This window comes from Lentzea sp. NBRC 105346, assembly GCF_030269605.1.
Taxonomy (GTDB): domain Bacteria; phylum Actinomycetota; class Actinomycetes; order Mycobacteriales; family Pseudonocardiaceae; genus Lentzea.
This window is the reverse complement of sequence record NZ_BSTQ01000001.1, coordinates 810,832-829,672: the sequence shown is the minus strand read 5'-3', so window position 1 is coordinate 829,672 and position 18,841 is coordinate 810,832. Positions and strand designations below refer to the sequence as shown.

At 70.9% G+C, this 18,841-nt stretch carries 12 protein-coding genes; 5 read left to right on the top strand and 7 right to left on the bottom strand.

Annotated features, from left to right (window positions below; genetic code table 11):
• Nucleotides 1–13: 13 nt before the first annotated feature.
• Nucleotides 14–1,471 (top strand): aminotransferase class I/II-fold pyridoxal phosphate-dependent enzyme, encoded by a 1,458-nt coding sequence (locus tag QSK35_RS03130; protein WP_285742002.1) that lies wholly within the window; start codon nucleotides 14–16, stop codon nucleotides 1,469–1,471.
• Here the strand turns inward: QSK35_RS03130 and QSK35_RS03125 are convergent, their stop codons facing one another.
• The 4 genes from QSK35_RS03125 to QSK35_RS03110 are packed head-to-tail and all read right to left on the bottom strand — an operon-like array spanning nucleotide 1,472 to nucleotide 3,768.
• Nucleotides 1,472–1,732, bottom strand: a complete 261-nt coding sequence (locus tag QSK35_RS03125) for a PRC-barrel domain-containing protein (protein WP_285742000.1) — start codon at nucleotides 1,730–1,732, stop codon at nucleotides 1,472–1,474. It lies immediately after the preceding gene.
• Complete coding sequence (locus tag QSK35_RS03120) at nucleotides 1,722–2,111, bottom strand: hypothetical protein (protein WP_285741998.1); 390 nt, start codon at nucleotides 2,109–2,111, stop codon at nucleotides 1,722–1,724. Before QSK35_RS03120 ends, QSK35_RS03125 begins: the two co-directional genes overlap by 11 nt.
• Nucleotides 2,108–3,337 (bottom strand): NRAMP family divalent metal transporter, encoded by a 1,230-nt coding sequence (locus QSK35_RS03115; protein ID WP_285741996.1) that lies wholly within the window; start codon nucleotides 3,335–3,337, stop codon nucleotides 2,108–2,110. The genes QSK35_RS03120 and QSK35_RS03115 overlap by 4 nt, the downstream gene beginning before the upstream one ends.
• Entirely contained in the window at nucleotides 3,334–3,768 is a 435-nt protein-coding gene (locus QSK35_RS03110; RefSeq protein ID WP_285741994.1) for a hypothetical protein, read from the bottom strand. Before QSK35_RS03110 ends, QSK35_RS03115 begins: the two co-directional genes overlap by 4 nt.
• Before the next feature lie 406 nt (nucleotides 3,769–4,174).
• On the opposite strand from QSK35_RS03110, the gene QSK35_RS03105 reads away from it, so the two are divergent.
• Nucleotides 4,175–4,573, top strand: a complete 399-nt coding sequence (locus QSK35_RS03105) for an SSI family serine proteinase inhibitor (RefSeq protein ID WP_285741992.1) — start codon at nucleotides 4,175–4,177, stop codon at nucleotides 4,571–4,573.
• A 263-nt stretch (nucleotides 4,574–4,836) separates the two neighbouring features.
• A complete protein-coding gene (locus tag QSK35_RS03100) occupies nucleotides 4,837–5,550 on the top strand; it encodes a S1 family peptidase (protein ID WP_285741990.1) in 714 nt (237 codons plus the stop codon).
• A 471-nt stretch (nucleotides 5,551–6,021) separates the two neighbouring features.
• Here QSK35_RS03100 and QSK35_RS03095 read toward each other — a convergent pair whose 3' ends face one another.
• The 3 genes from QSK35_RS03095 to QSK35_RS03085 are packed head-to-tail and all read right to left on the bottom strand — an operon-like array spanning nucleotide 6,022 to nucleotide 9,442.
• Nucleotides 6,022–6,576 carry an LOG family protein gene (locus QSK35_RS03095; protein WP_285741988.1) on the bottom strand — a complete coding sequence of 185 codons (555 nt, stop codon included), beginning with the start codon at nucleotides 6,574–6,576 and terminating at the stop codon, nucleotides 6,022–6,024.
• 2 nt (nucleotides 6,577–6,578) lie between these two features.
• Complete coding sequence (locus QSK35_RS03090; protein ID WP_352243116.1) at nucleotides 6,579–7,796, bottom strand: cytochrome P450 family protein; 1,218 nt, start codon at nucleotides 7,794–7,796, stop codon at nucleotides 6,579–6,581.
• The gene (locus QSK35_RS03085) at nucleotides 7,793–9,442 is read right to left on the bottom strand and encodes a (2,3-dihydroxybenzoyl)adenylate synthase (protein WP_285741986.1); all 1,650 of its coding nucleotides are present in this window, start codon (nucleotides 9,440–9,442) and stop codon (nucleotides 7,793–7,795) included. The genes QSK35_RS03090 and QSK35_RS03085 overlap by 4 nt, the downstream gene beginning before the upstream one ends.
• A 142-nt stretch (nucleotides 9,443–9,584) precedes the next feature.
• Between QSK35_RS03085 and QSK35_RS03080 the strand changes: the two genes are divergently transcribed.
• Both QSK35_RS03080 and QSK35_RS03075 read left to right on the top strand, forming a co-directional pair.
• Complete coding sequence (locus QSK35_RS03080) at nucleotides 9,585–13,079, top strand: non-ribosomal peptide synthetase (RefSeq protein WP_285741984.1); 3,495 nt, start codon at nucleotides 9,585–9,587, stop codon at nucleotides 13,077–13,079.
• A 5-nt stretch (nucleotides 13,080–13,084) separates the two neighbouring features.
• A complete protein-coding gene (locus tag QSK35_RS03075) occupies nucleotides 13,085–18,808 on the top strand; it encodes a type I polyketide synthase (RefSeq protein WP_285741982.1) in 5,724 nt (1,907 codons plus the stop codon).
• The last annotated feature ends 33 nt before the right edge of the window (nucleotides 18,809–18,841 follow it).

The following is an 18,841-nucleotide window of genomic DNA, read 5'->3' as shown; positions in this document are numbered from 1 at the left end:
GTACATCGTCTCCATGGACCATTCGCGCGCACCAGTCCTGGAGGCGATCGAGAACTTCCGGCGGCGCGGCCACCTGCCGTTCATTCCGCCCGGACACAAGCAGGGCAGAGGAGTGGACCAGCGCGTGCTGGACGTACTCGGCCCGGACGTCTTCGCGTCCGACATCATCGTGCTCAACGGCCTGGACGACCGCGAGATGAGCAACGAGGTCATCTCGAACGCCGAGGACCTCATGGCCGACGCCGTCGGCGCCGACCGGGCGTACTTCTCCACGTGCGGCAGCTCGTTGAGCGTCAAGAGCTGCATCATCACCGTCGCGCGGCCGGGTGAACGCCTGCTGGTGTCGCGCAACGCGCACAAGTCGGTGGTCGCGGGACTGATCATCAGCGGCGTGCACCCGGTGTGGGTGCATCCGCGCTGGGATCCGGAGTGGGAGTGGGCCTACCCGCCGGGACCTGACGAGGTGGTCACGGCGTGTGAACGCGCCCCGGACACCAGGGGTCTGCTGCTGATCACGCCGACCGACTACGGCACCTGCGCCGACATCGCCGCGATCGCCGACGTTTGCCATGAACGGGACAAAACGCTCATCGTCGACGAGGCCTGGGGCGCGCATCTGCCGTTCCACGACGGACTGCCCGCGTGGGCGATGGACGCCGGCGCCGACCTCTGCGTCACGAGCGTGCACAAGATGGGCGCGGGCATCGAACAGAGCTCCGTCTACCACCTGCAGGGCGACCGCGTGGCGCCGGAAGTGCTGGCCATGCGCGCCGACCTGCTCAACACCACCAGCCCGTCGGCGCTGGTCTACGCGTGCCTGGACGGCTGGCGCCGGCAGATGTACGAACACGGGCACGAGCTGCTCGACCGCGCGATCGACCTGGTGCACGAGACGCGCGCCCGGCTCGGCCCGCTCGTGCGCGTGGTGTCGCGTGAGGACGTCGTGGGCGACGGCAAGGCGTTCGACCACGACCCGTTGAAGATCGTGATGGACGTGCGGGAGCTCGGGATCAGCGGCTACACGGCCGCGGAGTGGTTGCGGGACAACCAACGCGTCGACGTGGGCCTCTCGGACCACCGGCGGATCGCCGCCCAGATCACGATCGCCGACGACGACGAGACGGTCAGCCGGTTGGTCGACGCGATCGCCGCACTGGCCAAGGAGGCCGAGAACCTGCCGCGCGCCCGGCACGTCGAGATCCCCGATCCCGGCGAGCTGGAACTCGACCAGGCCATGCCGCCCCGCGACGCGTTCTTCGCCCTGGCCGAGCACGTGGACGCGGCCGACGCGGTCGGGCGGATCTGCGCGGAGACCATCAGCCCGTACCCGCCGGGCGTGCCGGCCGCGCTGCCCGGTGAGGTGATCACCCAGCCGGTGATCGACTACCTGCGGTCCGGCCGCGAGGCGGGCATGTACATCCCGGACCCGACCGACGTCGACGTGCAGAAGATCAGGGTGGTCAAGCGGTAGTCACTCCCAGCGCACTTCGTCCCACGGGATCTCGCGCGTGCCGCGGTGCAGCCACCCGGCGAGCTTGTCGAAGACCCACGGCCCTTGCACGCCGGGCCGTTCGTACCCGAGCAGCCGGCCGCGCCACCGCGGCGTGACCAGTACGGCGACCATGCGGGGTGTGCCGTCCTCGCCGACCTGGGCGATCAGGTCCGCCACCCGGCCGAGCTCCTGGCCGTCGGCGTCGCGCACGGTCCGGCCCAGATAGTCACTAGCCAGCATCACGCGCTCCCGGAATGCGGCCGATCACGTTGTCGCGCAACCATATCTCCAACGCCGAGGGGTCCATGAGCTCGTGCCGCACGGACAGCACGACCGCACTGTCCACTTTGTGCACGAGCTCGAACGGCACCCGCAGCGGCCGCGGGTCACCGGTCTCGTGCAGCCGCCGGGCGGTGGCGGCCAGCCAGCGCCCGATCACGCCGCCGATCCGGTTGCCCAGCGCGTGCTGTCCGATGTGGATCGCGGTCACGACGGGCACACCGTCCTCGCCGACCGACACCTCCACGTCGTCGACCTTGCCGATGAGGTAGCCGTCGGGATCGACCACCTGCCGGTCCAGCAGGTGGAAGTCGACGCGCAGCGGATCGGGGATCTTCATCCGCCCATCCCGGAGATGATCATCAGTGGCACGGCGGCCACTGCGACGACGAGAATGATCACGAGGTAGGTCACGCCGAGGGCGTTGGCCGTGCGGCTGTTCACCTGGTCGCCGAGGTAGTCGCGGTCGTTCGCGACGATGAGGATCGGCAGGTAGGTCAGCGGCAGCGCGACCGCGCTGAACACCAGTGAGTACTCGGTGATCATGATCGGGTCCGTGGTGGTGAGCAGCATGGCCACCCCGATCAGGATGCTCACCAGCACCACGGTGTGGAACCGGGCGGCCTCGCGCGGGCGGACGAGCTTTCCCCACTGCCAGCCGAAGTACTGCGCGATCGTGTAGCCCGCCGACAGACCCGTCTCGAGCGCCGCGCCGAACGTGGCGGCGAAGAACCCGAGGATGACCACGGCGAGGCCGAGCTTGCCCAGCGCCACGGCGACCGGCAGCGCGACCTGGTCCAGGCTCTCCACCCGCACCCCGAGCGGCAGGAACAACGTCGCCGCCGTCCCCATCACGCCCAGGGACAGCAGGCCGCCCAACGGAAAGCCGATGAACACGTTGAGCCGCGAGACCACGAGATCCTTGCGGGTCCAGCGTTCCTCCACGCCACCGCTGGAGAAGAAGAACACCTCGTACGGCGTGAGTGCCGCGGCGAACAGTGCGACCGCGAAGAAACCGTAGGTGGCCCAGTCCTCCCCGGCCGGGACGACCGGCGTCACCGCCTGCCCGGCGAGCTGCCCCCACGGCGGCGCGAGCTGGATCAGCGCGACGACGAACACGACGAGCGAGAGGCCGGCGAGGCCGAAGATCCGTTCCATCATCTCGAACTTCACCCGCCATATGACCACCCACACGACGAACGCCGCGATCGGCACCCACAGCAGGTAGTGCACGCTCGTCGCCAGCTCGACCGCGATCGCGACACCGCCGATCTCCGCCGAAAGCGTGAACAGCGTGGCCAGATAGGACCCGATGAGGTTCGTCAGCCCGATGCGGGGACCGAGCCGCTCGCGCACGAGGTCGAACACCGGGCGCCCGCTCACCGCGGCCACCCGCCCGCACATCTCCGCGTACACGCAGATGCCGATGACGCCGACGACGACCACCCAGGCCAGCCGCATGCCGAACCGGGCGCCGGTCACCGCGTTCGCGACGAGATCGCCGATGTCGACGAACCCACCGATCGCGGTGAGGATGCCGAGGGTGATGGCGAAGACGCGTTTCACCGGACACCGCCGAGTTCGCCGGCCAGACCGCTCAGCTCGTCGACGGCCCGGGACAACGCGTCCCGGTCCTCCGTGGAGCTCGCGGTGGCGACGTCGTTGATCCGGGCGGCGGAGCGGGTGAGCATCGGCAGCACCTCGTCGCGCAGCCGCTGCGACGACGGGCCGGGCACCTCGGTGTCCACCAGGTCGGTGATGGCCGTGGACACCTGGTCCCGCGCTCGCTGAACGGCAATGTTCACATAGGACTGCAACACGCGGCCGCGTAGCGCGGCGGCGCCGACCTCGCGGGTGCTGAGCACCGCCGACCTGGTGTCGCGCGCACTGGTCACCGCGGTCGACCGGAAGCCGTCCTCAGTGGTGGGCAGCAGTCCGAGGCCGATGGCGCCGAGCGCCACCACCACGACCGTCCCGGCCAGCAACCAGCGCCGCATAACACCTGCTACCCGCTCCGTGGGCAGGCGAAACACCGCTGGGCTTCCTCTCGACTGGCTGTACCCGCCGGGGCCGCACCCGCCGGGCACGCGATCGTCCTCGGCGCCACCGACCGCCGGATCAAGGACACGGTCTCCGGCACCGGCCTCGGCCTGTGGGCCTACGACAGATCCACCCACGTGGTGTTCCTGGTGGAGGTGTTGCTCTCGATGAAGGTGGCCTTCGGGTCCGCCGTGGCGATGGGCCGGAGTGTCCACGGTGTCCGGAGAGTACTGGGCGGACCAGTGAAGTCCGCCCGGCGTCGAACCGGAAACCCTTGTGCACCAAGGATTCCAAGCCGCCCCGAAGTTCGAAATCTTGGTGACAGGTCGTGTTCCGGGCGGCGATCGCGGTTACCCCGGAGGCATGACCAGAAAGCGAATCCTTGTGATGTCCATGCTCGCCGCGACCGGGCTGGCCGTTCCGCTGGCTTCGCCTGGGATCGCAGGGGCCGCGGAGCCGGCCGACCTGCTCTTGGCGGTGCACCAGCAGGAGAACGGCACGAACAACGTGACGGAGCTGCGGTGCGGCCCGGCCGGTGGCGACCACCCGCGTGCGTCCGTGGCGTGCGACGAGATCACGGCGGCCGGCGGTGATTTCACCAAGCTGCCCGGTGACCTGGGCTCGACGTACTGCACCTTCGAGTACTCACCGGTCACGGTGAGCGCGATCGGCACGTGGCGTGGCCAGACCGTCGAGTACGTGGAAACGTTCCCGAACTCGTGTGTGCTGCGCAGTGAGACAGGATCGGTGTTCACCTTCTAGCGGGGGCTCGGCGCGCATGATCGCCAGGTCGTGCACCCAGCGCGGCGGGAGGTAGGTGCGCCGGCCGAGGCCCTCGATCAGGGGCGGGAGCGTCTCGCACCGGACGGTGGAGGCGTCCCTGCCCAGGCGAGTCCACTGCCCAAACGAGACCGGCGCCGGTCCCGGTTCCGGCAAACGGAGGCAGACCGGAGACCGACCAGCCAATAGCGTTTGTTGCTGCCGCCGCCGCGGACTGAAAGTTCTGCGGCGCAACGGAGTTACGAATGAAATTACGCTCTCTGCTGATCGGCCTGACGGTCGCGGCGGCCGGTGTGGTGTCGGCACCGGCCGCCACCGCTTCGGATACACCCACCCCGTTCATCGTCGGCGGGCGTCCGGCAACCGAGAACTACACCTTCATGGTCTACACCGGCGGTTGCACCGGTTCGCTGATCAAGGCGAACTGGGCGCTCACCGCCAAACACTGTTCGACGCCCTCCTCGGTCCGGGTCGGCAGCAACGACCGGACCAAAGGCGGTACCGTCGTGAAGGTCACCCGCGGCGTCAGCCACCCCACCGAGGACGTCAAGCTGTTGCAGCTCGCCGACTCGGTGACGCACCAGCCGATCGCGATTCCAGTCCAGTCCGGCCCGCCGGGCACCGCGACCCGGCTGCTCGGCTGGGGAGTGACCTGTCCGACTCGCGGCTGCGGCAGCGCTCCGGTGGCCAACCACGAGTTCGACACGTCGATCCTGGCCGACAGCAAGTGCCGGGGCATCCGGTCCGCCACCGAGATCTGCACCAACAACCCGAACAAGGGCGGTGACTGCTACGGCGACTCGGGCGGGCCGCAGATCACCAAGGTCAACGGCGTGTGGCGGCAGATCGGCAGCGACAGCCGCGGCACCACCTCCGCCTGTGGCGCCGGGCCGTCCATCTACGTCGACCTGACCAGCGTCCGGACCTGGATCAGCCAGCAGGTGGGGACACTGCCCTGATCCGCGCGGATGCCCGGCTGCTCCTGTACAGCCGGGCATCCGCATTTGCTTCACGGACTGAGGCACGAAGTGGTTGATTCGTCGTGGTCCAGCACCGAGTATTCGCGAACGAGGCTGCGCCACTTGGTCGAATCGAGCACGGCCTCCACTGTGCCCCATTTCGTCCATCGCGAAACGGACAGCACCCGGATGGAGGAACGCCCCGAGAGAGCAGTACTCGCCGAAATCTGTCCACATAGGACCTTCGAGGCGACGATCGGGGAGCCGCGCGCCCGGCGCGTCCGCGGCCGGTATGGGAACGGCCTGTCCTGAACGCGTTGCGCGGCAGGCCGTTTCCATGGGGCTAACCTCGGTCCCGACGTCATCGCGCCGGGCATCCGCACCCATCGGACCACGTCTCCCGCGGCCGTGGAGCCGGCCCTGCAGCCGGCGGGCACGAGCCACTGGTGAACGTCGCGCCGTTCTGGCGTGTCACGCAGCGTGCGAGGACGGGGCGCCCGCGCAGGCGTCGAGGGCCTGCGCCACGGTCCGCGCGCTGGTCACCGCCGCGAGCGACGAAGATCGGACGAAACCGTGATCATGGGCGTCGCCCAGCCACGCCAGCAGTCCGGTGTAGAACCCGTCGACGTCGAGCACCACGATCGGTTTCGCGTGCAGGCCGACCATGCGGGCCGTCCACACCTCGAAGAACTCGTCGCAGGTGCCGACCCCGCCCGGCAGCACCAGGAGCGCGTCGGACCGGGCCAGCAGCTCCGCCTTCCGCGCGGACATGGACTCGGTGATCACCAGCTCGTCGGCGTCGCGATCGGCCTTGTGCAGCAGGTTGCGCGACACGACACCCACTGTGCGCCCGCCGCCGGCGCGGGCGGCCACCGCGACCGCGCCCATCATGGAGACGTGTTCGCCGCCGGAGACCAGGGTCCAGCGCCGTTCGGCGATCGCGGTGCCGACCCCGGCGGCCAGCCGGAGATAGTGCGGGGCGATGTCGGGAGAGGAGCCGCAGAAGACACCGACCGAGTAGCCCATGGTCACCTCCCGAACCGCACGGGCAGCCGCTCGAGCCCGCGGATGATCCAGCTGTGCCGCCAGCGCAGCTCGGTGAGCGGGACGGCCGGGGACCAGACGGAGAAGCGTTCGATCAGCTTGCGGAACAGGACTTCGGTCTCCATCCGTGCGAGCGGCGCGCCGATGCAGTAGTGGATTCCGTACCCGAACGCCAGATGACCGGTGGTGCCGCGGCCGAAGTCCAGCGAGTCGGGGTCGGGGAACCGGCGTGGATCGCGGCACGCGGCGGACAGCGACACGAGGACGAACTCGCCCTCGGGAATGGTGACCTCGCCGACCGCCACGGGTTCCGCAGTGTACCGCAGGGTGCTGACGTACAGCGGCGGCTCGTAGCGCAGGAACTCCTCGACCGCCGCGGGCAGCTGTGCCGGGTCCGCGCGCAGCGCCGCGAGCGCGGCGGGGTTCGCCAGCAGCGCGAAGGCGCTGTTGCCGATCAGGTTGACCGTCGTCTCGAGTCCGGCGACCAGCAGGTTGAACGCCATCGACGTCAGCTCGACCTCGTTGAGCCGGTCCTCGTCGTCCCTGGCCCGGACCAGGGCGGTGATCACGTCGTCACCGGGGTGGACGCGCTTGTCCGCGACCAGCTGGGCCAGATAGCCGCCCATGTTGACGCCCGCGTCGCGCACCTGCTGGGCGTCGGCTTCCGAGGCGAGCATCGCCGACGTCCACGCGCCGAACCGCGTGCGGTCCTCGGCGGGCACACCGAGCAGCTCGCAGATCATGGTGGTGGGCAAGGGATACGCCAGCGCCTCGATCAGGTCGACGGTGGTGCCGTCGGGGATGGCGTCCAGCAGTTCGTCGGCGATCTGTTCGATCCGCGGCCGCAGTCGTTCGACAGTGCGGGGGGTGAACGCCTTGTTGACCAGCCGGCGCAGCCGCGTGTGGTCGGGCGGATCGGAGGTCAGCAGGTTGGTGTTGATGTCCTGACCGATCGCGCGCTCGGGGTCGCGCAGGTGCCGCACGAACAGGGGTGCCGCTCCCTGTGCGTCCTTGCGCAGCCGCGGATCGTTGAGCAGCGCGGCGGCGTGCTCGTAGTCGGTCACCAGCCACGCGCTCAGCCCGTCCGGCGAGACGACCCGATGCGCGGGCGCCTCCTCGCGCAACTTGGTGTAGAGACGGTGCGGATCCTGCAGGAACTCGTGGTCCAGGACGATGCTGGCATCCGGCATGTTCGGCCTCACGCTCGGGTCGGTTGCTCGGCCGCGACCCGGTCGGCGATCCGCCGGCGCAACGCGACCTTGTCGATCTTTCCGACGCCCTTCATCGGCAGCGCGTCGACGAACTCCACGCGCGCGGGCAGCTTGAACGCGGCCAGCCCGCGCCCGCCGAGAAAGCGCCGCAGCTCGGGGAGCCGCGGCCGGTCGTCGCCGGCCGGAACCACGTACAGGCACACGGCCTCGCCGTAGAGCTGGTGCGGCATCGCGACCGCCGCCACCTGACGTACCGACGGGTGTGCCAGCAGCAGCGCCTCCAGTTCGTCGGCCGCGATCTTCTCGCCACCGCGGTTGATCACGTCCTTGATCCGGCCGCACACCACGTAGTCGCCCGAGGGCAGCCGGCGCACGAGGTCGCCGGTGCGGTAGTAGCCGTCCGGGGTGAACGCGCGCGCGTTGGTCTCCGGATCCGCGTAGTAGCCCGCGATGACGCTCGGCCCCCTGGTGACGAGCTCGCCCACCCCGCCGGGCGCCACCGGGCGGTCCTCGTCGTCGAGCACGAGCACCTCGTCGCCGGGGGAGGACGGCCGGCCCTGCGAGTCGAGCACCACCTCGTCCGGGTCGTCGAGCCGGGTGAAGTTGAGCAGACCCTCGCTCATGCCGTACACCTGCTGCACGCGGCACCCCAGCACGTCGTGGATGCGCTGGGCGGTGCTCGCGTCCAGGCGGGCGCCGCCGACCTGGAGCACCCGCAGGCTCGACAGATCGCAAGTGGACTCTTCGGCCGCCGAGAGCCATTGGGACACCAGCGCCGGCACCAGTGCGCAGTGCGAAACCCGTTCTCTCGCAACGAGTTCCAGTGCGTCGCGCGGGTCGCCCGGCGTCGCGAACACGACGGTGCCGCCGCACGCGAGGGTGCCGAGCATGCCGGGGTGGCCGAACACGAAGCTGTGCGACGCGGGCATCAGCGCCAGGTACACGGTGTCCGGCGCCAGCGCGGATATCTCGGCGGACGTGCGGATGACGTGGCCGAACGCCTCGTGCGTGCGGGGGATCGCCTTGGGCGGCCCGGTGGTTCCGCTGGACAGCAGGTACAGCGCGGTGTGCCTGGGATCGATGCCGGCCACGTCGTGGGCGCCGTCGCCGGGCCCCCAGCACAGCTCGCCGATGTCGACGTGATCGTCCCGGTCGTGGCCCGCCACCAGCAGCGTGCGGACGCAGGGGTGCCGGCGGCTCAGGTCCTCGGCCATCCCCAGGTGGTCGAACTTGTCCGAGTACCGAGGCACGGCGAACGCGACGGGCCGCGTCACGGTGATCACGTGGTCCAGCTCGTGCTGCCGCAACGCGGGCATCGCCACCACCGGGGGCGCGCCCAGCCGGATCAGGGCCAGCACGAGGACGAGGAACTCGAGGTCGTTGGGCAGCTGCACGAGCACCCGGTCGCCGGTCGCGATGCCGATCCTGCGCAGGTGCGCCGTGACCCGGTCGACGGCCGCCGCCAGTTCGCCGTAGGTGAGGCTGCGGTCGCCGGACACGGCCGCGCACCGGTCCGCCCGGCCGGGCGCGTCACGCAGTACCAGATCGCCGATCCGTTCCGGCAGCCACCAGCCCTCTTCCCGGTAGCGCGCGGCACGTTCGGCGGGAACAGATTCAGCGGCGCTGGGAAATGCCATGCGGCGGAAAGTAGCACGCAAAAATGTGGGTGAACGCCTAAGTCGATGCTGTTGTGCGGTGAGATTGCCGGGCATACGGTCCCCAGCGTTGACGGCGGCCTCACGTCTCAACTGGTCACCCGGATGCGTAAGGCGGAAAAGCGTGCTCGATGTGTTTCGCAGCGAGTGGAAAACGGCCACCCCGGAACGACGGCGTGCGCTCGTGGCGAACTACCTCGACGAGGTGCTGACCGGCTGGCTGGGTGGCGTTCCGACAGCCGACGAGCGCGATCTGCCGCTCACCGACCTGGGACTCGACTCGATCCTGCTCGTCGAGATCGCCGGCCGCGTGCGTGCCGAGCTCGGGGTCGACCTGGCGATACCGGAGATGCTCGACAACGGCAGCATCCGGGTGCTTGAAAACGCAATTGCGGAGAATTTCGTTACAGTGCAGGCGTCGAGTATCGCGTCAAATGAGACGGGAAGCTTGCTGTCGCACGGACAACATGCATTGTGGCTGTTGTGCCAGATGGCGCCGGAGAGCTCCGCGTTCAATGTCGCCTTCACCGCCCGAATTCGTCACGGTTTCGTCGCTGAAAGGTTTCGCCGAGCGATCCGCGACCTCGTGGCGAGGCATCCGGCACTGCGCACCACGTTTCACCACGCGACCCGGACGGTGCACGCCGAGCTGTCTCCCGAGTTCACGGTCATCGACGCGACCGGCTGGTCCGACGAGCGGCTGCGTGAAGCCGTACGTGCCGACTACGAACGGCCGTTCGCCCTCGACTCGGGACCGATGCTGCGGGTGAGCGTGTTCGGCCTGGACGGGGACGAGTGCGTGGTGCTGCTGACGACGCACCACCTGATCTGTGACTTCTCGTCGCTGAGCCAGCTGCTGGAGGAGCTGTCCGCGCTGTACCTCGGCGAGGAACCCGCCACCCGCGAGAAGGCCTCCTACGACGAGTTCGTGCACCGCCGGCGCCGGTACCTCGACAGCGACCGGGCCTGCCGGGCGCGGGAGCACTGGCACGAGCGGCTGGCCGGACCGCTCCCGGTGACCGAGTGGCCCGCGTTCGGCTGTCCCGATCAGCGGGGCGCCTCGTCGGTGTCGTTCCGCATTGAACCCGAGCTCGCCGAAGGACTGCGCGCACTCGCGTCCGCCGAGCAGGCCACGCCGTACATGGTGCTGGTGACCGCGTTCCAGGTGCTGATCCACCGGTACACCGGGCAGGACGACGTCCTGGTCGGCACGCCGGTCGCCGGGCGCACCGATCCGGTCTTCGACGAGACCGTCGGCTACTTCGCGGACCCGGTGGTGCTCCGCGCCGGCCTCCGCGACGAGCCCGCGTTCCGCGCCCAGCTGCGGCAGACGCGGCGGTCGGTCGCTGAGGCGCTGGAGCATCAGGACTACCCGTTCGAACTGCTGGTCCGGGAGCTGGCGCCGCCCAGGGTGCCGGGCGTGAACCCGATCTTCCAGTCCATGTTCGTGTACCACCGGCCGCGGCGGTTCCCGGAGTGGATCTCCCTGTACGTGGGCGACGAGACCGCGGAGCCGGTGTCCTGGGGCGGGCTGCGGCTGACCCCGTTCCCGCTGCACCAGCAGGAGGGGCAGCACGATCTGCTCATCGAGGTGGTCGAGGACGGTGACCGGCTGCACGGCGTCCTCAAGTACCGCCGGTCGGTGTTCTCCGACGAGGCCGCGCGGCGGGCCGTCGACCACTACCTCACGCTGCTGCGGTCGATCGTGGCGGACCCGGATCGCAGCGTGGCCAGGCTGACCATGATCGACTCGGCGGGTGCGCAATCTTTGCGCCAGCGGGTCGACGACCGGCCGGACAGCGTGCTGCACCGGTTCGAGCGGGCCCTTGCCGGGCACGCCGGCCGGGTCGCGGTGCGGTTCCGCGGCACCGAGCTGACCTACCGGGAGCTCGACCGGCGGGCCGGCCGGTGGGCGGCCGAGCTGGTGCGCCGGGGTGTCCGGCCGGGCGACCGGGTCGCCGTGCTGCTGGAGCCGTCGCTGGAGACGCCGGTCGCGATCCTGGCCGTGCTCAAGGCAAACGCGTCCTACGTTCCACTCGACGTGCAGCACCCACCGGCACGGCTGCGCACAATGCTGGCCGACTGCGCGGCGCGGATCGTGCTCACCAAGGAGGCACTGGCCGATCGGGTGTCCGATGTGGACGTTGTACGGATGGGCGACGGGCTGCCCGCCGAGGGCGAGCTGCCCGCGGGGCGGCCCGGCCGGGACGACCTGATCTACACGATCTACACCTCCGGGTCGACGGGGGTGCCCAAGGGAGTCGAAGTCGCGCACGGCACCGTGCTGACCCTGCTGGACGCGATGGCCGAGCACGTCGAGCCGGATCCGGACGCGGTGTGGACCCTGTTCGCCTCCACCGCCTTCGACGTATCGGTGTGGGAACTGTGGGGCGCGCTGCACTCGGGCGCCTGCCTGGTCGTGGTGCCCTCGGGTGCGGAACGCGCCCCCGACGCGTTCCGCAGGCTGCTGGTCGAGGAACGAGTGACGCACCTGAACCAGACGCCGTCGGCGCTGCACGGCCTGGCGGCGCAGGTGCGCGCCGACGGCGTCGGCGGGCTGGTGCTGCGGCACACCTTCGCCTGCGGCGAGGTGCTGCTGCCCGAGCTCGCGCTGGACTCGCTGGGCTGGTGCGGAACGTTGTGGAACGTCTACGGCCCCACCGAGATCACCATGTTCGCGACCGTCCACCGGGTGCGGCCCGAGGACTGCACCGGCGGTGGCGTGCCGGTCGGATCGGCGCTGTCGAACACCCTGCTCTACGTGCTGGACGCGCACCGGCAACCGGTGCCGCCGCAGGTCACCGGTGAGCTCTACATCGGCGGGATCGGCGTGGCCAGGGGCTACCTGAACCGCCCGTCGCTTACCGCCGAGCGCTACCTGCCCAACCCTTTCGCATCCGGTCGGATGTACCGGACCGGCGACCTGGCGAGGGTCAACGCTGACGGCCTGCTGGAGATCCTCGGCCGCGCCGACAACCAGGTGAAGATCAACGGCTTCCGGGTGGAGCTGGAAGAGGTCGAGGCCGCGCTGGAACAGGAGCCGAAGGTCTTCTGGTCCGCCGTGGTGGTCGAGGGCGACCGGGCCGATGACCGGCGGCTGACCGCGTGCGTCGTGCCCGACGCGGCCGATCCGCCGAGCGTCGCGGAGCTGCGGTCGTCGCTTCAGCGCCGGTTGCCGCCGTACATGGTGCCCGCGTCGTTCGTGTTCCTCGACGAGCTGCCGCTGAACATGAACCGCAAGGTCGACCGCCGGGCGCTGGCCGAGCTGGTCCGCGCGCGCCGGGACACCCGGCCCGTCGCACTGCCCGGACTCACCGGCACCGAGCGCACGGTGGCGGAGATCTGGGGCCGGGTGCTGATGCGCGACGAGATCGGCGCGTCGGACAACTTCTTCGAGATCGGCGGCAACTCCATGCTGCTGCTCCAGGTCCACCGCCTGCTCAAGGACCTGCCCGGCGGAGCCGGCGTGGCCCCGTCCGAGCTGCTCCGGCACCCGACGGTGGCCAGCATCGCCCAGCGGCTCGACACCGATGGTCCCGAACCCGCCGGTGGCGCCGGTCGCGACCGCGCGGCCATGCGCAAGGCGGCGACTGCACAGCTGCGCCGGCGCACCAGGTAGTCGGCGTGCGTTCCCAGGACATCGCCGTCATCGGCATGCACGGCCGGTTCCCCGGCGCCGCGAACGTCGACGAGCTGTGGCGGCGGGTGCGGGCCGGCGACGACATGATCTCGTCGTACACCGACGAACAGCTGGCCGCCGCGGGCGTGCCGAGAGCACTGCTCGGCGATCCGCGCTACGTGAAGGCGCGCGGCAGCCTGCCCGACGCCTTTCTGTTCGACCACGAGTTCTTCGGCTACAGCCGCCGCGAGGCCGAGCTGATCGACCCGCAGCAGCGGCTGTTCCTCGAGGTCGCGTGGGAACTGCTGGAGGCCATCGGCTACGCGGGCGGCGGACCGTCGATCGGCGTGTTCGCCGGGGCGGGCATGAACACCTATCTGCCCAACGTCATCGCCCGCCACTGCGACCTGCTGTCGTTCGAGGGCACCGAACTGCTGGTCACCAACGACAAGGACTACCTGGCCACCAGGGTGTCCTACAAGCTCGGCCTGACCGGGCCGAGCCTGAGCGTGCAGACGGCGTGCTCGACGTCGCTGGTCGCCGTGCACCTGGCGGTGCAGAGCCTGCTCACCGGCGAGTGCGACATCGCCATGGCGGGCGGGGTGTCCGTCTACATCGGACCGCGGCCGGGATACCTGCACCAGGACGGGCTGATGCTCTCGCCGGACGGGCGCTGCCGCTCGTTCGACGCCGCCGCGGCGGGCACCTCGTTCACCGACGGTGTCGGCATCGTCGCGCTCAAACGCCTGGCCGAGGCGGTCGAGGACGGCGACGAGGTGCTCGCGGTGATCCGGGGCAGCGCCGTGAACAACGACGGCGCGGACGGCAAGCTCGCCTACACCGCGCCCAGCATGGCGGGCCAGCGCGAGGTGATCGGCGAGGCGCTGGCCGTCGCCGAAGCCGACGCACAGAGCATCGGCTACCTGGAGGCGCACGGGTCGGCGACCGCGCTGGGCGACCCGATCGAGTTCACCGCGCTGCGGGAGGCCTTCGGGCCGGGCGGGCGCACCGGGTACTGCGCGCTGGGCTCCATCAAGGCCAACATCGGTCATCTGGCCGCGGCGGCGGGGGTGGCCGGGCTGATCAAGACGGTGCTCATGCTGCGGCACCGGGAGATTCCGCCGCACCCGCACTTCACGCGGGCGCACCCGGAGATCGACCTCGGCAGCGGTCCGTTCTACATCAGCACCGATCTTCGTGCCTGGCCGGACGGCGACACGCCGCGGCGGGCCGGGGTGAGCTCGTTCGGGTTCGGCGGCACCAACGCACACGTGGTCGTGGAGGAGGCGGCCCCGGTGGCACCCGGCGAACCGGACCGCTCGCCGCAGGTGGTGACCGTCAGCGCTAAGACGGCGGAGGCGTTGCGGGAACTGGCGAATCGCCTCGCGGACCACCTGGTCGCCGAGAACGCCCCCGCGCTCGCCGATGTCGCGTACACGCTGCGGGCCGGTCGGCGTGACTTCCCGTTCCGGCACACGGTGATCGGCTCCGGCGCGCACGAGGTCGCCGCCGCCCTGCGTGCACCGGCCAACGGCGCGGCGCCGTCCGGGCCCGTCCCGCGCGGCCGCCGGATCCCGTTGCCGACGCATCCGTTGTACCGGCAGTACCTGCGCGTCGGCGACGAGGGAAAGCTCGCGGTGCTGTTCACCGGCCAGGGCGCGCAGCGTGCCGGGATGGGACGTGAACTGGCGGCCGAGTTCCCGGTGTACGCGCAGGCGTTCGACGAGGTCTGCGCGGAGCTCGATCAGCACCTGCCGCGTCCGCTGCGCGAGGTGATCGACGACGAGGTGCTGGACCAGACGCTCTACACGCAGGCCGCGTTGTTCGCCGTCGGTGTCGCTCAGTTCCGGCTGCTCCAGCACTGGGGGGCTCAGCCCCGGTTCCTGCTCGGCCACTCGATCGGCGAGCTGACCGCCGCCCACGTCAGCGGAATGCTGTCGCTGCCCCAGGCCTGCCGGCTCGTCGCGGCGCGCGGCCGGTTGATGCAGGCGTTGCCCGCGGGCGGCGCGATGATCGCGGTGCGCGCGACCGAGAGCGAAGTGCTGCCACTGCTGCCGGAAGGTGTCGCGGTGGCCGCGGTCAACGGCCCGGACTCCGTGGTGTTGTCCGGTGCCGAGGCCGGGGTGCTCGCGGTGGCCGCGCGGTTCCGGGAGACGAAGCGGTTGCGGGTGAGCCACGCGTTCCACTCACCGTTGATGGACGGCATGCTCGCGGAGTTCCGCGCGGTCGCGGCGGAGCTGACGTTCCGTCCGCCCGCCATTCCGATCGTCTCCACCGTGACCGGCGACGTGGCTTCGGCCGCACGGTTGTGCTCACCCGAGTACTGGGTCGACAACGTCCGGCGGACCGTGCGGTTCGCCGACGCGGTCGGGCGGCTGGCGGCGCTGGGGGCGGGGACGTTCGTCGAGCTGGGTCCCGACGGCGTGCTGACCGCGCTGGCGCGCGAACACGTCTCCGGGACGTGCCTCGCGATGCTGCGCAAGGACCAGCCGGCCGCCCGGTCCGCGGCGACGGTCCGGGCGGCGATCGGCGGTGCCGCGCCGGCGCACCCCTTGCTGGACGAGGTGATCGCGCTCCCGGACGGCGTCCTGCTGCGTGGCCGCCTGTCGCCGGCCACGCATCCGTGGCTGACCGACCACGTGGTGGCCGGGACGGTCACGCTGCCGGGGACGGCGTTCGTCGAGATGGCGGTGCACGCCGGTCGTCAGGCCGGCGGCGAGGTCGTCGAGGAGCTGACGCTGCGGACGCCGCTCGCGCTGTCCGAAGCGGTCGACGTCCGAGTTGTCGTCAGGGCGGTGGACGACAGCGGCCAGCACACTGTGGAGATCTACTCGCGATCGGCGGACGCCCCGTGGACGTTGCACGCCAACGGGACCCTGGCCGGTGGTGGTGCCGCCGAGCCGCCGGCGTTCACCGAGTGGCCGCCCGCGGGTGCCACCTCGGTCTCCACGGACGGCGCGTACGACAGCCTGGCCGCGGCGGGTTATGACTACGGCCCGGCGTTCCGGGGACTTCGAGCGGTGTGGCGGCGTGGAGCGGAGATCTTCGCCGAGGTGGACCTGCCGGTCCGCGGCTCGGGGTTCGCCCTGCACCCCGCCCTGCTCGACTCGGCGCTGCACGCGAGTGCGCTGGGCACCACCACGACGAAGGTGCCGTTCGTGTGGAGTGGCGTCCGGTGGTACGCCACCGGGGCGACCGCGTTGCGCGTCGCGATCACTCCGGCCGGTCCGGATGCGATCTCGCTGTGCGTGACCGACCATCGCGGGGCCGCGGTGGCCAACGTCGATTCCCTGGCGCTGCGACCATTGCGGGACGACCAGCCGGACGCACTGTTCCGAGTGGACTGGCAGCCGGTCGCCGGGGCCACGAAGGACGTACCTGATTTCGTTGCGGTGGAGGCGGAGTCGCTCCACCAGGTGCTCGCCGCCGTGCGGTCGCACCTGGCCGGAGACTCGCTCGTGGTCGTGGTGACGCGCGGTGCGGTGGCCGTGCGTGCCGGTGACCATGTCACCGACCCTCGGCAGTCGGCGGTGTGGGGACTCCTGCGGTCCGTGCAGTCGGAGCACCCGGATCGGTTCGTCTTGGTGGACTCCGACGGTTCCGGCAGCCTGAGCGACGCCGTGGCCGCCGGGGAGCCGCAGGTGGCGGTGCGCGGCGGCGAGCTGTTCGCGCCCCGGCTGGTCCAGGCCGGTCCGCACGAGGCACTGACGCCGCCCGAAGGCCCGTGGCGGCTGGACGTCACCGGCTCCGGCACCGCGGACGGGCTGCGGCTCGCCGCGTGCCCGGAGGTGCTCGAGCCGTTGGAACCGGGGCAGATCCGGGTCGCGATGCGGGCCGCGGGCATGAACTTCCGCGACGTCCTGATCGCACTCGGGATGTACCCCGGCGCCGCCCGGATCGGCGGTGAGGGCGCGGGAGTGGTGCTGGAGGCCGGGTCCGAGGTGACCGGCCTGGCGGTGGGCGACCGGGTGATGGGGCTGTTCGACGGCGCGTTCGGTCCGATCGCGGTGACGGACGCGCGGATGGCGGTCCGGATTCCCGCCGGCTGGTCGTTCGCCACGGCGGCCGCGACGCCGCTGGTGTTCGCGACCGCCTGGTACGCGCTGCGGGAACTCGGAAAGCTGGCCGCCGGTGAGCGGGTCCTGATCCACGCGGGCGCCGGCGGGGTCGGCATGGCGGCCGGCCGGCTCGCCCGGCATTGGGGTGCGGAGGTGTTCGCGACCGCGAGTCCGGAGAAGTGGCATGCCGTGGACGCCGATCACGTCGCGAGCTCGCGGACGACGGAGTTCGCGGACGTGTTCGGCGAAGTGGACGTGGTGCTGAACTCCCTGACGGGCGAGTTCGTGGACGCGTCATTGGGGTTGCTCGCGCCGGGCGGCCGGTTCCTGGAGATGGGCAAGACCGACATCCGCGAGCTGTCCGATGTGGACTATCGGGCGTTCGACCTCGGTGACGCCGGGCCGGAGCTGATCGGGCGGATGCTGGCCGGGATCGTGGACCTGTTCGAGCGCGGTGTGCTGTCGCCGTTGCCCGTGACGGCGTGGGACGTCCGCCGGGCGCCGGAGGCGTTCCGGTACATGAGCCAGGCCCGGCACATCGGCAAGATCGTGCTCACGATTCCCCGGCCTTTCGATCCCGAGGGCACGGTGTTGATCACCGGAGGCACGGGGGCACTCGGCGGCCTGGTGGCACGCCACCTCGTGGAACGGCACGGGGTTCGCCACCTCGTGCTGACCAGCCGCGGTGGTGGTGCATCCGACGTGCCCGGCGCGCGGGTCGTCGCCTGTGACGTGGCCGACCGCGACGCGATGGCCGAGCTGCTGGCCGGGCTCGACCGTCCGCTGACCGCCGTGGTGCACGCCGCCGGTGTGCTCGACGACGCTGTCGTGGAGTCGCTGACCCCGCAACGCCTCGACGCGGTGCTGCGGCCCAAGGTGGAGGGTGCCCGCATCCTCGACGAGCTCACCGCGGACCTCGACCTGGCCGCGTTCGTCCTGTTCTCGTCGGCTTCAGGGGTGCTCGGTGCCGCCGGTCAGGCGAGCTACGCCGCGGCCAACGCCTTCCTGGACGGCCTCGCCTGCCGGCGCGCCGCGCGCGGCCTGCCGGCGACCTCGCTCGCCTGGGGACTCTGGGAGTCCGGCATGGGCGGGCGGCTCGGCGACGGCGACCTCGCCCGGATCGCGCGCGGCGGTGTGCGGCCAATGTCCGCCTCGCAGGGCCTCGCCCTGTTCGACGCGGCACTGCGGACGGGCGCGCCGCTCGTCGTGCCCGCCAGGCTGACCGCGGACGTACCCGCGCCGCGAACGCGACCGGTGGTGCGGCTGCCGATCCGTGAGCTGGTGCTCGCCGAGATCGCGGGCTTCCTCGGTCAGCCGGTCGGCGCAGTCGACCCGGCCCGGTCGTTCACCGACCTCGGGTTCGATTCGCTCAGCGCCGTCGAGCTGCGCAACCGGCTCGCCGCCGTGACCGGCGTCCGCCTGCCCGCCACCGTGATCTTCGACCACCCCACCCCCGCCGCGCTCGCCGCCCACCTCGGTGGTACCGGCCCGACCGTCCACACAGAACTCGATCGGGTCGAGTCCGTGCTGTCCTCGATCGCCGCCGACGCGGAACACCGGCCCAAGGTCACCGCGTTGCTGCGGTCACTGCTGGCCCGGTTCGCGCCCGGCGACGACATCGATCTCGACACCGCGACCGATGACGAGCTCTTCCAACTGCTCGACCGCTGAAGGACGTTCATGGCGAACGAGGAGAAACTGCGC

Coding starts and splice junctions, on each gene's coding strand:
- QSK35_RS03130 (WP_285742002.1), top strand. CDS start 14: ATGGACCATTCGCGCGCACCAGTCCTGGAGGCGATCGAGAACTTCCGG.
- QSK35_RS03125 (WP_285742000.1), bottom strand. CDS start 1,732: ATGCTGGCTAGTGACTATCTGGGCCGGACCGTGCGCGACGCCGACGGC.
- QSK35_RS03120 (WP_285741998.1), bottom strand. CDS start 2,111: ATGAAGATCCCCGATCCGCTGCGCGTCGACTTCCACCTGCTGGACCGG.
- QSK35_RS03110 (WP_285741994.1), bottom strand. CDS start 3,768: ATGCGGCGCTGGTTGCTGGCCGGGACGGTCGTGGTGGTGGCGCTCGGC.
- QSK35_RS03105 (WP_285741992.1), top strand. CDS start 4,175: ATGACCAGAAAGCGAATCCTTGTGATGTCCATGCTCGCCGCGACCGGG.
- QSK35_RS03100 (WP_285741990.1), top strand. CDS start 4,837: ATGAAATTACGCTCTCTGCTGATCGGCCTGACGGTCGCGGCGGCCGGT.
- QSK35_RS03095 (WP_285741988.1), bottom strand. CDS start 6,576: ATGGGCTACTCGGTCGGTGTCTTCTGCGGCTCCTCTCCCGACATCGCC.
- QSK35_RS03085 (WP_285741986.1), bottom strand. CDS start 9,442: ATGGCATTTCCCAGCGCCGCTGAATCTGTTCCCGCCGAACGTGCCGCG.